Origin of the sequence: Microbacterium aurantiacum (assembly GCF_031625015.1) — a bacterium.
GTDB classification, from domain to species: Bacteria; Actinomycetota; Actinomycetes; order Actinomycetales; family Microbacteriaceae; genus Microbacterium; species Microbacterium aurantiacum.
Genome location: NZ_JAHWXH010000001.1, coordinates 1,447,754 through 1,462,267, shown reverse-complemented (window position 1 = coordinate 1,462,267; position 14,514 = coordinate 1,447,754). Strand labels below are relative to the sequence as shown.

The following is a 14,514-nucleotide window of genomic DNA, read 5'->3' as shown; positions in this document are numbered from 1 at the left end:
CCGCGACCCCTCATCAAGGAGTCCCCATGCACCCCTCCCGTTCGGCGCGTCCACGCGCGCGCCACATCGTCGGCTACGGTGTCGCCGGCGCCGCGACCCTGGCACTCTTCGCCGCCGCTCCCGCGGCCCACGCGGCGACGACCATCGACACATTCGAGGGACAGGCTGTGGCCGCTGCCGCAGAATCACTGGTCGGAAGCAACATCACACTCGTCTCCGCGGAGCTCTCCGTCGGTCGCGACGTGCAGGCCGGAACCTTTTCCGGCCTGGCTCTCGACCCAGCCGTACCGAGCGGCGTCGCCCTGTCGACCGGCTCGCTCCGTGCGGCAGATCCCGCGGCGACGTCCGACGTCGACTTCACCGCATCGGCGCTCGCGGGACCGAACACCAAACTCACCACGACGGGCGACCTCGGCGGCGCGGGCTCCACAACGCTCACCGACGCATTCGGCGTCACCACGTACGATGCAGCCGAGCTCGCACTGACTGTCGTCCCGGAGGGCGATACTCTGACTATCGTTTATCAGTTTGGCAGCGAAGAGTATGCCGATTGGTCGGCCCAGGGGTATGCGGATGCGCTCGGGATCTTCGTCGACGGTGAGCTGTGCTCCCTTGTCGGGGAAGCCCCGGCGAGCACGTCGACGGTCAACGCCGAGGCGACGCCCGACCTGTTCGTCGCCAACCACGACGCCGACGGCCCCCTCACAACCCATGACACCGAGATGAACGGGTTCTCCACGGCGCTCGAGTGCACCTCGACCGTGACACCGGGAGCGGAGACGGTCATCACCGCGGCCGTCGCCGACACGGAGGACGGGCACCTCGACACGACGCTGCTTCTCGGCGCGGGTGGCATCACCTCGACGCCGGCGCCGACCACGCCCGGCGGCGGCACGGACGGCGGCACCGGTGGAGGCACCGACACGGACGGTGGCGCCGGAGTCGGCACCGGCGGGGGCGCCGGCGCCGACTCCGGCGCTGATGTCGGGGCCGGCACCGGCGCGGGGGCGCCTGCATCCTCGAACGCCTCGGGGAGCGGCCCCGACGATCTGGCCGTCACCGGGTCCGACACCGATCCCATCGGCTTCCTGCTCGCGGCGGGGGCTGCCGTGGCCATCGGTGCCGGGGCGGTCGTCGCAGGCCTGCGACGCCGCGCGGCCCGCACGGACGGCGATCGATGACTCGTCCTCGCCTTCTGTCTCCCGTCTGCATCGGCATCACGCTGATGCTGGGCGGTCTGCTCGCCGGCGCCTCCGTGGCGCCGGCGAGCGCGGCCGAGGAGCTCGCCCTCGAGTCGACCGTCGCAACCACGCAGGAGGGGGCGAGCGTCGTCAGCGACATCGCGTGGACGCTTCCCGCAGACGCCGCATCCGGTGACGTCGTCGTGCTGGCGCTGCGCGCGCACGCCGGTGGCACCCTGACCGACGGCGTCTGGATCGCGGAGACCGGCGCCGTGATCGGCACCGCCTCGGTCGACGCGGACGGTGTCATCCGGATCTCGCTGACCGAGGCCGCGGATCAGCCGGAGAACCGCGCAGGTCGCTCCCTCGTCACCACCACCACGACCACCGAGACCACCACGCCGCGGACCACGACGTCGGCGACCGCGACGCTCGAACCGGGCCACCTGCCCGGCGAGTTCTTCGGGATCGCCGACCGCGACGGAACCGTGAAGTACGGCCAGTGGGTCGATGTCGACGAGACCGCGGTCCGCTGGACGATCGAGGCGCCGCGGGGCCCGTGGGAGACACTGACGGTCGTCGACACTCTCGAGCCGGGCCAACGGCTGATGTGCGACGCCCGCGCTGCGGACGTCGTCCGGGTGCGCTCCACCACGGAGACCGATCCGGAGACGGGGTACCTCGTGAACCTCGCCCCGGTCGAGCCGTCCCGGATCGTCGTCGAGTGCACGGAGAATGCCCTGACGGTGACAGTCTCAGCCGTGACGACGGGTGAGATCGTCGAGGTCTCCTTCATCGCCGTGCCGGACGCCCCGGCATCCGTCCTATCGAACTCGGTGTCCGTCACTGGGTCGCTCGCGCCCGAGACCCTTACCGGGGGCGTCACGACGCTGGAGCACCTGTTGCGCCAGATACCGCCCACGCCTGAACCACCGGCACCTGAGCCGCCCGTGGAGGCGACGCCTCCCCCGACCCCGCCGGAGCCGGACGAGCCGCAGGGGTCCCACCCGCCCCTGCCGCCCGAGCTGGCGGTCACCGGTGTGCCGGGAGACCCCTCGACGTTCGGGCTCCTCGCCACGATGGCGGTCGTCCTGGGCATCGCGTGCATCTCGGCCGGCCGAGGAGTGCGTGCACGGGGCCGCGCCTGATGGGCACCGTATCGACGTCGGCCGGTCGCCGCACACGATGGATCATCGTGGCGGCGGCCGGCGCGGCCGCCCTCGCCCTCATCGTGGCGGCGGTCATGATCGCGACCCGCCCCAACACGACGGAGCCGCAGCCCACCCCCTCTGCCTCGTCGAGCGCGGAAGCATTGTCATTCGAGCGCCCGGAGGACTGGTCGCCCTATCGGCCGAGCTTCCATCTGACCCCGGGCGAGCATTGGATCAACGACCCCCAGCGCCCGTTCTTCGCCGGCGGGGAGTGGCACCTGTACTACCTCTACAATGCCGACTATCCCGACGGGAACGGCACGGAGTGGTACCACGCGACCTCGGACGACCTCGTGTCGTGGCAGAACGAGGGCGTGGCCATCGAGAAGTACCGCAACGGTCTCGGCGACATCCTCACGGGGAGCGCCGTCGTCGACACGGAAGGAACCGCCGGCTTCGGTCGCGGGGCCGTGATCGCTCTCGTCACGCAGCAGGACGACGGCGTCCAGCGCCAGTCGCTGTTCTACTCCACCGACAACGGCTACAGCTTCCAGGGCTACGACGGCAATCCGGTGATGGACAATCCCGGCGTCGTCGACTGGCGGGACCCGAAGGTCGTGTGGGACGAGGCGAACGCGCAGTGGGTGATGGTCCTCGCCGAAGGCGAGCGTCTGGGCTTCTACGTCTCGCCCGATCTGCGTTCATGGCGTTACGTCTCGGACTTCGCCCGCAACGATCTGGGCCTCTTGGAGTGCGCTGACCTGTTCGAGATGACGGATGCCTCGGGCCGTCGCACCTGGATCCTCGCGGCGAGCGCCGACGGGGCGAAGTCCGACCGCACGACGGGGTTGGCCTACTGGACCGGCTCGTGGGACGGATCGACGTTCACCGCTGATGTCGACGACCCGCTGTGGCTCGACGACGGTGCGGACTTCTACGCCGCCGTGACGTGGGACGACCCTCGGCATTCTGAGGCGGAGCGCCTGCAGAGTCGCTTCGCACTCGGCTGGATCAACAACTGGGCCTACGCGCGGGACCTGCCGCCGGAGGACTGGCAGGGCGGGGCGCTGTCGGTGACGCGTCAACTCACCCTGGTCGAGGAGGCCGGCCGACTCGTTCTGCGGTCGCAGCCCGTTGACGCGTTCGTCGACTACATGGGTGAGGCGCGCACGGCGGAGACGATCACCGTCGAGCCGGGGACCGTCTCCGACCTCGCGCTGCAGCCGGACGACGCCGCCTACCGCCTGCAGACGACCCTCGAGGTCCCCGACAGCGGGGAGGTGCGCCTCCGCCTGTTCGACACGGGTGCGACCGCGGTGACGGTGGGGTACGACGCCGACCGGGATGTGGTGTTCGTCAACCGCGAACGGGACGCGGCCGCCGCCGAGATGCCCGAGGCCTATCGCGAGATCCGCACGACCGCGCCGCTCGACTCGGGTGACACCCTCGCTCTGGACATCCTCGTCGACCACTCGTCCGTCGAAGTCTTCGTCGGCGACGGGCGCGCGTCGCTGACTACCGCGGTCTACCCCGCGGAATCCGCGCGGATCAGTGTCGAGGCGGTGGGAGACGCGCCGGTGACGCTGCGCGACATCCGGCTGGCGCCGATCGCCGTCGCTCAGAAGGACGGGCTCTTCTAGCTCGTCCAGCCCTGGTGCAGTTCGACCGGGAGAGGCGCCTCCGCCGAGAACCGACGCTCCCGGTCGGCATCGTCGGGCGCCTCGATGCGCCGGATCAGCGCCTGCACCGCACGCGCACCGAGACCGTCGATCGGCTGGCGCACCGTCGTCAGTCCGGGCATAGCCAGGAGCGCGGCCCGGGATCCGTCGTAGCCGACGATGCGCAGGGCGTCCGGCACGGGCCGCCCTGTCTTGCGGGCCCATTCGAGCACCATGAGCGCGGTCAGATCGTCGCTGGCGAAGACCCCGTCCGCGTCGTTGTCCATCAGCCACGTCTCGATGAGGGCGCGACGCTCCCGCATAGGGGTCGCGTAGCCGTAGGCGAGCACGCGGGGCTCGAGCCCGTGCTCGCGCATCGTCTCGCGATACGCCGAGGCACGGTCGTTGCCGGGATGGTCCGTGGCCGTGATGAACACAGCGGACCGACTCCCCCGCGCGATGAGGTGTCCGGTCGCGAGGCGCCCGCCCGTGCGGTTGTCGCTGCGGATCATGGGGATGTCGGGACCCAGACGACGGTCGACCGCGACGATGGGCGCGTCTGCACGGTCGTAGCCCTCGACATCCCGGTTGTGGGTCGAGGTGATGATGCCGTCCACGCGGTTCGCCTGGAGCATCTCGAGATACTCCGCCTCGCGCTCGGCGTTCTCAAGGCAGTCGCAGAGGAGCATCTTGTACCCCTGCGCGGCGAGCTCCCCTTCGATGCGCGAGGCGAGCTCGCCGAAGAACGGATCCGCCACCGTCGGCACGATGAGCCCGACGAGGCGCGATTTCTGCCCGATGAGCGAGCGCGCGATCTCGTTCGGGCGATAGCCGAGCTCGGCGACGGCCTCCGCGACACGTCGACGGATGTCGGCACTGAGGTAGCCGCGATCATTGAGCACGCGCGACACGGTCGTGACGGACACACCCGCGCGGGCGGCGACATCCTGCAGCTTGGGTCGTGACATCGGGCTTCCGGGATCGGGCGGGACAGCGCGGACGGGCCGAGGCCCGGCATCCGTCTTCGAGGCTATCCCACCCGCCCGTCGGACCTCAGTCGGCCAGCGTCACCTGATCGACCATGAGATGGCCCCACGCGCCCGTCGCATCATCGAGGATCTGGAAGTGGGCGACGCGCCCTGCCCACTCGCGCACGTCCCACTCGACGCGACGCAGCTCGGCGGAATCCTCCCCAGTCGCCGTGAGCACCGGCTCGCCGTCGATGAGCAGCTGCACCGACGTCGCGGGGCGCACCCCGAGCGGATGGTTCCCGCCCCCGAGAGCGAAACGCACGAAGTTGCGGTCCAGCACGAAGGGGGGCGAGGTGATGGTGCCGATCGCCGCGTCGCCGCCGCCCGCGTATGTGTCGGCGACCCGCGCACCCACCTGACCGCGCAGAGATGACGTCGTGGGCCCCGCCGTGGCGAAGTCGCCTGTGGCGGTCCAGCCCGGGCCCCAGTCCGCGCCCTCGAAATCTCCGATGAGACGCATCGGACGCTGCACGACACTGCCGAACTCGGTGATCGTGAGGTCGCCGAACACGGCCGGGCCGTCGGATGCGTACAGCGCGATGCCCTCGTCACCGGGAGGAGCGAACACCTGGCTCGACTGCACGAAGCGTCCGTCGTCCACGAACAGCTCGATCGTCGTCCGGTCGACGAGGATGCGGAGGCGGACGGTCTCTGCGGCAGCCTCGACCGGGGTGCGACTCTCGGTCTTCCACGTCCCCGCGGGGTATCCCGTCTGGCCGCGGTTGAGGTAGGCGTAAGTGGACGTGACTCCGACGTCGGCGTGCCGCGTGCCGTCGTCCGAGCGGCGTAACTGCAGCCCGATGTTCGTCGCCTCCTGCCGGGTGATGACCGTCTCGATCTGGTACGCGTCACCGCGGTAGTCCAGGGGGAGGAAGCCGTCGACGACGACGTCACCGAGGCGGGTGTGGTTCGTCGCGATCGACTGCAGGGCCGCGACGGGCTGCGAGACGAGCCGATAGTGCGCTCCGTCGCGGCGTAGGGCGATCTCGCGGGTGATCGAGTCGGTGCCGTTGAAGCCCTCCTCGGTCCACGTCGGCGTGGAGTGGGCGTAGTCCCAATTGTTCATCCAGGCGATCGCATACCGACGATCCAGCGGCGCAGCCGGGTCCTCCCACGTCACCGCGCCGTACCAGTCGAAGCCGTGATCGAGCCACTGCGGTGCCTGCTCGTCGAACGTGAAGGCCGTCCCGTCGTACGAGCCCGTCCAATAGGCGAAGGTGGCGGGCTCGTTGGTCGCGAACCCATTGGCGCTGACCCCGAACACCCACTTGATCGTGCCGTCGTCCGCCCGGAGGGGGAAGAGATCGGGACATTCGATCGTCCCGATCCCCGGATTGACGTACTCCCACGTCCGCGTCCACGTGCGCAGATCATCCGAGGTGTAGAAGCTCACCCGGTCGCGCTCGGCGATGAGGGCGACCCATCGACCGCGTTCAGGATCCCAGACCACCTTCGGGTCGCGGAAGTCCCGGCGTCCCTCGCCAGGGATCACCGGCTGATCGCCGGCGGGCTGGAAGTTGCGCCCGCCGTCTGTGGAGTACCAGAGGAACTGCGCCTGCTGCCCGGAGGCGTTCCGCTTCTGAGCGGGGGTGGGGTGGTCCATCTGCGTGACGAGCATGACGACGGCCCCCTCCCCGAAGCCCGCCGTGTCGTCATGATCGACCACGGCCGATCCCGACCAGAGGTCGTAGTTCGCGTTCGTGCCTTTAGGTGCTGCGACACCCTGGTCGGCGAAGACGACGCCGTCATAGGTGGTCGCCAGCCGCCACGCCGTTCCGAAGTTCGCCGACGGGTCGGCGTCGTAGTCGGCGTTGTAGAGGTAGTAGTAGTGGAACTTTCCGTCGATGAAGACCGGTCGCTGCGGATCGTTCTTCCAGCGGTCAGGCACCGTGAAGTGGTACTGAGCCCGGTACTCGTCGCGCTCCGGCTGCGCGGCGGCCGCGGCGGATGCCGGGGGGCCGGCATCCGCGACGGCCGGTGCGGCGGTCAGGCCGAGCACGGCGAACGCGCCGATGAGTGCTCGGACCGTGCGTGTGTGGGTGTGTGACATCGTCGTCATCCTCGTTTCCCGCCGGCTCGTCGTCGGGCCGGCTCCGTCACCGTTCCTGTCTGCTCCTATGCGTCGGCCGTGGCGACCTCCTGCCGCACAAGGCGCCCTTCGCGCCAGGCGACCGGCATCGGATCGCTGACTCCGCCCACGAAGCGGCCGTCGTCTCCGGTGTTGCGGAACGCGAACAGCAGCCACTGCCCGTCGCTGCGGCGCCGGAGCAGGCGGCCGACGTACAGGCCTTCGTCTGTCACGGGGTACGCGTCGTCGATGCCGAAGGGGCCGAGGATGCTCGGAGCCGGTACGACCCACGTCCCGCCGCGCGACCCTGCGCGCGTCGGCATCGCGTGCTCTTCGAGACAGGAGAACAGCAGGACGGGGCGCCCGTCCACCATTTCGACCTGCAGCACCTCGAGCTGCCCGAAGCCGTCGGCGCTCGGCACCGACAGCGGTGGCCGAAGCTCCCAGTTCCGCAGGTCGGCCGACCACGCGTGCCCGACGACGCCGCGCCCGCGGATCGGACCCTGCGGAGCACGCGCGGTCACGAGCATGTGCCATCCGTCACCGCCCGGGTCTGCGAAGACCCATGGGTCGCGGAAGGCCTCGTCCTGCCACTCATCGCTGTCGAGCGTCTCGTACCAGGGTCCGCGGGCCTCGAGGACTGGCCCGGAGGCCTTGGTCCAGGTGAGAAGATCCGCCGACGTCGCATAGCCCACGCGCTGGACGTTCTTTCCGTTCGCGGCCAGCGAGGCGCCCGTATAGAAGAGGTACCAGGTGCCGTCGGGGTGGCGAACGACCGACCCCGTCCAGGTGGCCAGGTCATCGAAGGCGGGAGCGTCGCTGCGCACGAGGGCGTCGGCGACCTGCGTCCATTCGACGAGGTCGTCCGAGACGGCATGGCCGATCGATGCGCGGTAATGACGGGCGTCGGGGTCCTTCAGGGCCCGCGAGGCGTAGAGGAAGAAGAGGTGGTACTTCTCGCCGTCGTCGGCGAACCAGTAGTCCCACACCCAGGAGCCGGGGAGATCGAACACTGGGGAATCCTTCTGTCGTCGGCACAGACGCGCCGGGGTCGGTGGTGAAGCGAGGAGCGTGCGCGGCAGACCGCGGCCGCGCACGGGGGCGCGCCTAGCCCTTCACGCCGCTCGCGGCGATGCTGCTCACGAACGCGCGCTGGAAGATGAGGAACACGATCAGCACGGGGAGCGTGATGAGTGAGGTGTAAGCCATCACCTCACCCCACGCGGTGTTGAGCTGGAAGAAGTACTGCATGCCGACCATGACCGGGCGCAGTTCCTCCCTCTGCACGACCATGAGGGGCCAGAGGTACTGGTTCCACGCCGGGAGGAACGTCAGGATCGCCACGGTTGCGAAAGCGGGGCCGGACAGCGGCACGATGATGCGCCGGTAGATCGTGAACCAGCTCGCACCGTCGATGCGGGCCGCCTCATCGAGCGACTTCGGGATCGTGGAGAAGTACTGCGTGAACAGGAAGATCGAGAACGCGTTCGCGATGAACGGCACGATCTGCACCTCGTAGGTGTTCAGCCAGCCGAAATCGTACTTCAGCACGCCGCCCTCGAAGACAAGCGTGGGCAGCTGCGCGACCCAGTAGACCATCGGCACGGCGATCGTCTCGAACGGCACGATGAGCGTGGCGATGATGACGGCCAGCACCACAAGCCGTCCCTTCCACGCCAGGCGCGAGAGCGCGAAACCGGCCATCGAATTCACGATGAGTCCGAGTCCGACGGTCAGGACCGTGACGAGGATCGAGTTGAACATGAACTGCGCGACCGGGACGCGGTCGAACACCCCGAAGTAGTTGTCGAGGCTGATGTCGCCGACGGGCAGGAAGGCCATCGGCGAGTCGATGTCCTGCAGGATCTGCGCGTCCGGCTTGAGGCTCGAGACGAACATGAACACGAGCGGGAACAGGAACAGGATGCCGAACAAGGACATCGTGACGTAGAGCAGGACCTTGCCGCGGACGCGGTGCGTCTTCTCGCTCTTGTCCGTGCGCATCGAGGCACGCCCCGTGTCGTGGGTGGTGCGGGTCTGGGTGGCCGACATGGCTCAGTCCTTCTCTCGCGTCAGGCGACGCTGGATGAGCGCGATGATGAGCACGGCGACGAAGAAGATCAGCGAGATCGCGGCGGCGTAGCCGATCTCCTGCTGCTCGTAGCCCTTGCGCACCGCGTGGAAGACGATGGTGGAGGTGGAGTTCACCGGGCCGCCCTGAGTCATGACATCGATCTGCACGAACAGTCCGAGAGCTGCGATCGTGATCGTTACGAGGACGAACACCATGGTGGGGCGCAGGCCCGGCCACGTGACGTTGGTGAACTGACGCCATGGGCTCGCGCCGTCCATCTTGGCGGCTTCGTAAAGCTCCTCGGGGATGGTCTGCAGCCCCGAGAGCCAGATGATCATGTGGAAGCCGACGGCCTGCCAGATGGACAGCACGATGATCGCGCCGAGGGCGGTGTCGGGGTTGTTGAGCCAGTCGGTGCCCGACCACAGCCCGAAGGTGACCGCGTCGATCAACGAGTTGATCAGGCCGTCCCTCTGATACATGAACTTCCACAGGATCGACACCACGACGATCGAGGTGACCACCGGGATGAAGAAGATCACGCGGAAGGCGGTGACGCCGCGCATCCGGCGGTTCACCAGGACGGCGAGGAGCAGTCCGAGTCCCGCTTGGACGGGGACGACGACGAGGGCGAACAGAGCCGTGTTGCCGATCGACTGCACGAACACCGGGTCGGCGGCGAAGGCGCGGATGAAGTTGTCGAATCCCACGAAGCGCGGCGGATTCGGCGAGATCAGGCGCGCGTTGGTGAAGGAGAGCGTGAACGCGAGGACGACGGGAACGACGAGGAACAGCAGGAGGAGCAGCCCCGCGGGGGCCACCATCCCGAGCCCTGCCCAGGTCTCGCGGTTCTTGATGGAGCGGATGCGACGGGTGGCGCGCCGAGGGTGTTCGGCGGCGACCGTCGGTGGAGTGACAGTCATGTGCAGATCTCTCTGAGAAGGCGCCGGCGAGGCTCGCGGAACCTCGCCGGCCCCGTGGATCTCTAGAAGCCGTAGCCGTCGTTCGACGCGATGTTGGCGTCGATCTCGGTCACGGCGCGATTGAGCGTCTCGGTGACATCGGCGCCGTTCATGATGTCTTTCGCGGCCGTCTCGAACGTCGTCGAGATGACGGCGTACGCGGGCGTCTCGGGGCGCAGCACCGCGTACTGCTGCGAGAACTCCACGAAGGGACGCAGGGCGCCGTCCTCGGAGAAGTACTCCGAGGCTGCGGCAGCGCCCTCCGTGGCGGGGATGACGATCTGCTTGTCGGCGAACTCGGTCAGGTACTTGTCCTGGAAGCTGAACTCGAGGTACTCGCGCGCCCCGTCGGCGTCGTTGCACGCGGACGAGATCGCCCACTGCCACGAACCGCCACCGATCTTGGGGCCCTGGCCGAGGTCCGGCGGAGGCAGGATGAGGAGGTCGTCGCCCACGGCGTCGAGCGCCGCCACAGCGTTCCAGACGCCCGTGTAGCTGAGCGCCACCTCGTCGTCCACGAACTCCTGGTTGCCGATCGTGCCGCCGGCGTCGGCATAGCCATCGGCGAAGAGGCTCGCGAACCACTCACCCCAGGCGACGGCATCCGTTCCGTTGAGCGCGCCGTCGGCGGTGAGCATGGTGGAGCGGTCGATGAGGTCGCCGCCGAAGCTCTGCAGGAACGGCGAGTAGGCGTAGGGCCACCACTCCCCCGTGTCCTCGGCGCCGATGTCGATGGGCGTCTCGTAGCCCGCCGCCTTGAGGGCCGCCAGTGCCTCGCCGAACTCGTCCTGAGTCCAAGGCTCGTCAACGGTGGGGATGCGGATGCCGTTCTCGGTGAGCACCGACTCCCGCGCGAAGATCGCGAGGGCGGCGTCCCAGTAGCCGGCGGAGTAGATCTCGTCGTCCCAGACGCCCACGGCTGTGGGAAGGAGCGAGTCGGTGATCTCCGTCGGGAGGCCGAGCGGCTGCAGATAGCCCGCCCACGCCCAGTTCGGCATGATCGGACCGTCGAGGTCGAGGAGGCAGGGGAGATCGCCGGAGGCGGCGGCCGCCACGATCGCGTCGTTGTACGCGCCCTGCGGGAACGACTCGTGCACGACCTCATACTGCTCCTGCGAGTCGTTGAAGTCGGAGATGATCTGCTCGTAGACGGCGAGCTCCGCTTCATTGCCCGCGGAGTGCGTCCACATGGTGAGCTGCGTGCGACCGTCTGCGGTGGTCGACCCGCCCTGTCCCGCCTGGCCGCAGCCGGTCAGCGCGAGCGCGCCGACCAGTCCGGCCGACACGAAGATCGGCGTCCTTCTACGCATAATTGTGGTTTCCTTCTCTTGGTGACCCGCGCCCGCGTGGGTCATCGATCGATGGCTGCTTCCGGCAGCCGGTCGGTGTGCGAAGCCCGTCGCCGGTTCGGTTTGGCGACTTGCGCCGGCGGCGGGCCCACGGAGTCTCGTCGGATGACGGGACACTCCATCTGGTGTGCGGCGTCCTGGTCCCCTTCCGCGCGGACGCCGAGCGCGACCTCCATCGCCCAGCGCCCCATTTCGTAGTGGGGCAGGGCGACAGTGGTGAGTGGAGGATCTTGCTCCGCCGCGATCAGCTGCTGGTCGTCGTAGCCGACGATCGACAGGTCGCGCGGAATCTCGAGCCCGCGATGGTGAGCGGCGGTGTAGACGCCACCCGCCATGCGGTCGTTGAAGCAGAAGATCGCGGTCGGCCGTTGCTCTTCCGGAAGGTCGAGGAGATGCTCGGCGGCACCGCGCCCTCCGTGAGCGGAGGTCTCACCGCTGACGTGCAGCGCGGGATCGACGCGGATGCCGGCTTCGGCGAGCACGGAGAGATACCCCTCGTGGCGAAGCCCCGAGGCGATGGGGGTGTCGCTGGTGTCGAGGTAGGCGATGCGACGGTGTCCGGCGCGCACGAGCTCGCGCACCGCGGCCGCGCCTCCCGCGCGATCATCGGGGACGACGCTGCGGAACCCCCCGCCGGCGGGGCGGCAGTCCAGGAACACCGTGCCGGCCGGGAGACCGGCAGGTGCCTCGAGGATCTGATGCCACATGCTCGCGTAGATCATCGCGTCGACCCGCTGCGCGGAGAGCGCGGCGATGGCCTCGTGCTCGATCTGCGCATCCCCGCCCGTGTCGATGAGGAAGACCAGGTGTCCGACGGCGCGCGCGGCATCCTGCGCCCCCGCCAGCATCCTTCCCGCGAAGGGCGTCGTCGCGATGTGATCCGAGATGAGTCCGACCGTCCGTGTCTGCTGCGTGCGCAGGCCCCGTGCGACCGAGCTCGGCGTGTAGCCGACGGCCCGCGCAGCCTCCCGCACCCGAAGGCGGGTGTCGGCGGAGATCCGGGATTCGACGTCGTTCAAGACGAGGGAGACCGTAGTGACGGACACCCCCGCAGCTGCGGCGACATCGGAGATCCTGGGTCGCGTCATCGTTCTCACCTCCTCGTGATAAATCGATTTATCCTGCGTGCGACGAGTATGCGTCACGCCAGGGATCGACGTCAAGACCTTCTTCGATTCGCCGACGGGTCCGGGGGCGGGCGGACGGCGGCTCGGGCCGGAAGCATCTGGGCGTCGAGGAGGGATTCCTCCCCCGGAAGAAGCGGGGATCGGCTGGAGTTCCTCGCGCCGAAGTGAGCCTTCGGGACGATCGGGTCACTCCCGCGCGGATGTCGCACCGCGTGGCCCTCGCCTCCTCGCCGGACCCACGGCGCGCAACCAGCTCATCCGAATCGACGACGGAGGCGCCGGCGCCTCCGGCCACCCCCGCGAGCTCGCACGGATGACCGACGAAGCCGACGGAATGTCCACGATGAGGGGAGCGGTCGGAGGCGACAGCGGCGCCGCATTGCTGCACGCCCTCGGGCGCATCAGAGCCCGGTTGGCCGCTGAGGACATGCGCAGTTTCCTCCCCGGGAGGGCACCCCACAGGCGCACGGAGGATCAGCGGGGCGCGGACGCCTTCATCCTCGTCGCCGATCGAGTGACCGACGCTCTGAGCGCGTGGCGCGACCGACCATAGGTCGACGGCAGCGTGGGCTTGGGCTGAGGGGCAGCTGTCCAGGAATTTCCGGCGGAGACGGAGGGATTTGAACCCTCGGTCCCCGTGAGGGGACTCCACCTTAGCAGGGTGAAGATGCGATGGTCGCCGGTGGTGGCGTGAACGCTGCGCAGTTCCTGTTCATGTGTTGGTTCAGGCGCTCAGCCTGGACTTTTCTCCCCGGAACGACGTCGCTCGCCACACTCAATCGCCGTGGTAGGACACTCCTCACACAACATCCGCGAGACGCTCGGGGACCCGTGGGGGACCCTCAGTTCGCCGTCCCGCGACCGCCGTACTCCGACCGTCTGCGGTGGGATGAGATTTCCCGGAACCACTGGCTTGTCTAGAACAAGACGAGGTTGATGCCTCACATCAGCGACCGTGAATTGTTCGCGACGGAGGACTACCAGCGGTAAAGGACGCCAGGGCCTTCCTCGCGGTCTCCACTCGGCGCCTCGACCGTCCATCCATGCCCCCGCAGCACCTCTGCTGCCTCGTCTTGGAGGTCGCGGACGGTCGAGCGAAACTGCATACGCCGCCACTTCGCTCGGCCGGCACGCACGGCCGTCTCCCATCCTGAGTTGTGGTCGATGCCGAATTCACGCACCAAGAACTCGAGAACATCCTCCATACATGGGCGAAACCGTTCACCGCCGACCGGGAAATGCAGTGATGACATGTCGTGCGGCTTGCGCACCACGTCGGCCCTGACGGCGTGTGCGCGCCCCAATAGATGAGACAGCGAGCCCCGGTCTGCGTGTACGTGCCAGTGCGACAGCGGAGCGGATTCAGACACCGCTGCGTCAAACTCTTGGCGCACAAGCGGGGTGCGATCAAGCGTGGAGTGCACGGCGATCTTCGATCGCCAAGCTTTCAGGTACTTTCCGGAGCTGTCGAGTCCCAGATATACCTGCACGCCGAGTGTGGCCAGTTGTTCTCCGTCGACAAAGAGGGGGACGCGCTGATGGGCCGGTTCGTCGCCCGCAGGTCTCACGACGTAACGCCCGCCGTGCGCGACGGAGACGATCTGAAACTCTCCGGGCAACACTCCCGCAATCGTGTCCTGCATCTCCTGGGCAAATGTGGCCGCGCGGGAATGCAGATCGATCATGTGGCGGTCAGTCGTCCGCACCGAGGAGGAACTCGATCTCGTCGAGCTCTTCCTTCGCTTCCCATTCTTCGGTCGAGAGACTACGCGTAGTGTGAGCCAACTCGAACCCGCTCTCATCCAAGTCAATACGTCGCAGGATCTCGACGCGGCGAGCGAGCAACTCATCACGAGAGACGTCGATTACGGGTGCCATGGCATCCTCCTGTGCTCGATGAGTTTCACAGTAGA

At 68.3% G+C, this 14,514-nt stretch carries 12 protein-coding genes and 1 tRNA gene; 3 read left to right on the top strand and 10 right to left on the bottom strand.

Features of this window, described 5'->3' with window-relative positions; genetic code table 11:
* The first annotated feature begins 26 nt into the window (after positions 1-26).
* From KZC50_RS06780 to KZC50_RS06770, 3 genes are read left to right on the top strand one after another with little or no spacing between them, the layout of a single operon-like run.
* Positions 27-1,181, top strand: a complete 1,155-nt coding sequence (locus KZC50_RS06780) for a choice-of-anchor L domain-containing protein (RefSeq protein ID WP_310891123.1) — start codon at positions 27-29, stop codon at positions 1,179-1,181.
* On the top strand, positions 1,178-2,329 hold the full coding sequence (locus KZC50_RS06775) for a hypothetical protein (protein WP_310891122.1): 1,152 nt from the start codon (positions 1,178-1,180) through the stop codon (positions 2,327-2,329). The genes KZC50_RS06780 and KZC50_RS06775 overlap by 4 nt, the downstream gene beginning before the upstream one ends.
* Complete coding sequence (locus KZC50_RS06770) at positions 2,329-3,972, top strand: glycoside hydrolase family 32 protein (protein WP_310891121.1); 1,644 nt, start codon at positions 2,329-2,331, stop codon at positions 3,970-3,972. The genes KZC50_RS06775 and KZC50_RS06770 overlap by 1 nt, the downstream gene beginning before the upstream one ends.
* On the opposite strand, the gene KZC50_RS06765 is transcribed toward KZC50_RS06770, so the two are convergent.
* From KZC50_RS06765 to KZC50_RS06720, 10 genes are all read right to left on the bottom strand, one after another.
* Complete coding sequence (locus KZC50_RS06765) at positions 3,969-4,958, bottom strand: LacI family DNA-binding transcriptional regulator (RefSeq protein WP_310891120.1); 990 nt, start codon at positions 4,956-4,958, stop codon at positions 3,969-3,971. The two genes, KZC50_RS06770 and KZC50_RS06765, sit on opposite strands and share 4 nt — an antisense overlap.
* A gap of 85 nt (positions 4,959-5,043) precedes the next feature.
* On the bottom strand, positions 5,044-7,071 hold the full coding sequence (locus tag KZC50_RS06760; protein ID WP_310891119.1) for a glycoside hydrolase family 32 protein: 2,028 nt from the start codon (positions 7,069-7,071) through the stop codon (positions 5,044-5,046).
* Between the two features lie 65 nt (positions 7,072-7,136).
* On the bottom strand, positions 7,137-8,102 hold the full coding sequence (locus KZC50_RS06755; protein ID WP_310891118.1) for a glycoside hydrolase family protein: 966 nt from the start codon (positions 8,100-8,102) through the stop codon (positions 7,137-7,139).
* Between the two features lie 94 nt (positions 8,103-8,196).
* A complete protein-coding gene (locus KZC50_RS06750) occupies positions 8,197-9,141 on the bottom strand; it encodes a carbohydrate ABC transporter permease (RefSeq protein WP_310891117.1) in 945 nt (314 codons plus the stop codon).
* Between the two features lie 3 nt (positions 9,142-9,144).
* Positions 9,145-10,086: a carbohydrate ABC transporter permease gene (locus tag KZC50_RS06745; RefSeq protein WP_310891116.1), complete on the bottom strand. Its 942-nt coding sequence runs from the start codon at positions 10,084-10,086 to the stop codon at positions 9,145-9,147.
* Positions 10,087-10,148: 62 nt separating this feature from the next.
* Positions 10,149-11,435 carry a sugar ABC transporter substrate-binding protein gene (locus tag KZC50_RS06740; RefSeq protein ID WP_310891115.1) on the bottom strand — a complete coding sequence of 429 codons (1,287 nt, stop codon included), beginning with the start codon at positions 11,433-11,435 and terminating at the stop codon, positions 10,149-10,151.
* 41 nt (positions 11,436-11,476) lie between these two features.
* Positions 11,477-12,562 carry a LacI family DNA-binding transcriptional regulator gene (locus KZC50_RS06735; protein WP_310891114.1) on the bottom strand — a complete coding sequence of 362 codons (1,086 nt, stop codon included), beginning with the start codon at positions 12,560-12,562 and terminating at the stop codon, positions 11,477-11,479.
* A 644-nt stretch (positions 12,563-13,206) separates the two neighbouring features.
* Positions 13,207-13,310, bottom strand: a tRNA-Ser gene (locus KZC50_RS06730).
* 268 nt (positions 13,311-13,578) lie between these two features.
* Positions 13,579-14,286: a hypothetical protein gene (locus KZC50_RS06725; protein WP_310891113.1), complete on the bottom strand. Its 708-nt coding sequence runs from the start codon at positions 14,284-14,286 to the stop codon at positions 13,579-13,581.
* 7 nt (positions 14,287-14,293) lie between these two features.
* Entirely contained in the window at positions 14,294-14,479 is a 186-nt protein-coding gene (locus KZC50_RS06720; RefSeq protein WP_310891112.1) for a hypothetical protein, read from the bottom strand.
* Positions 14,480-14,514 lie beyond the last annotated feature (35 nt).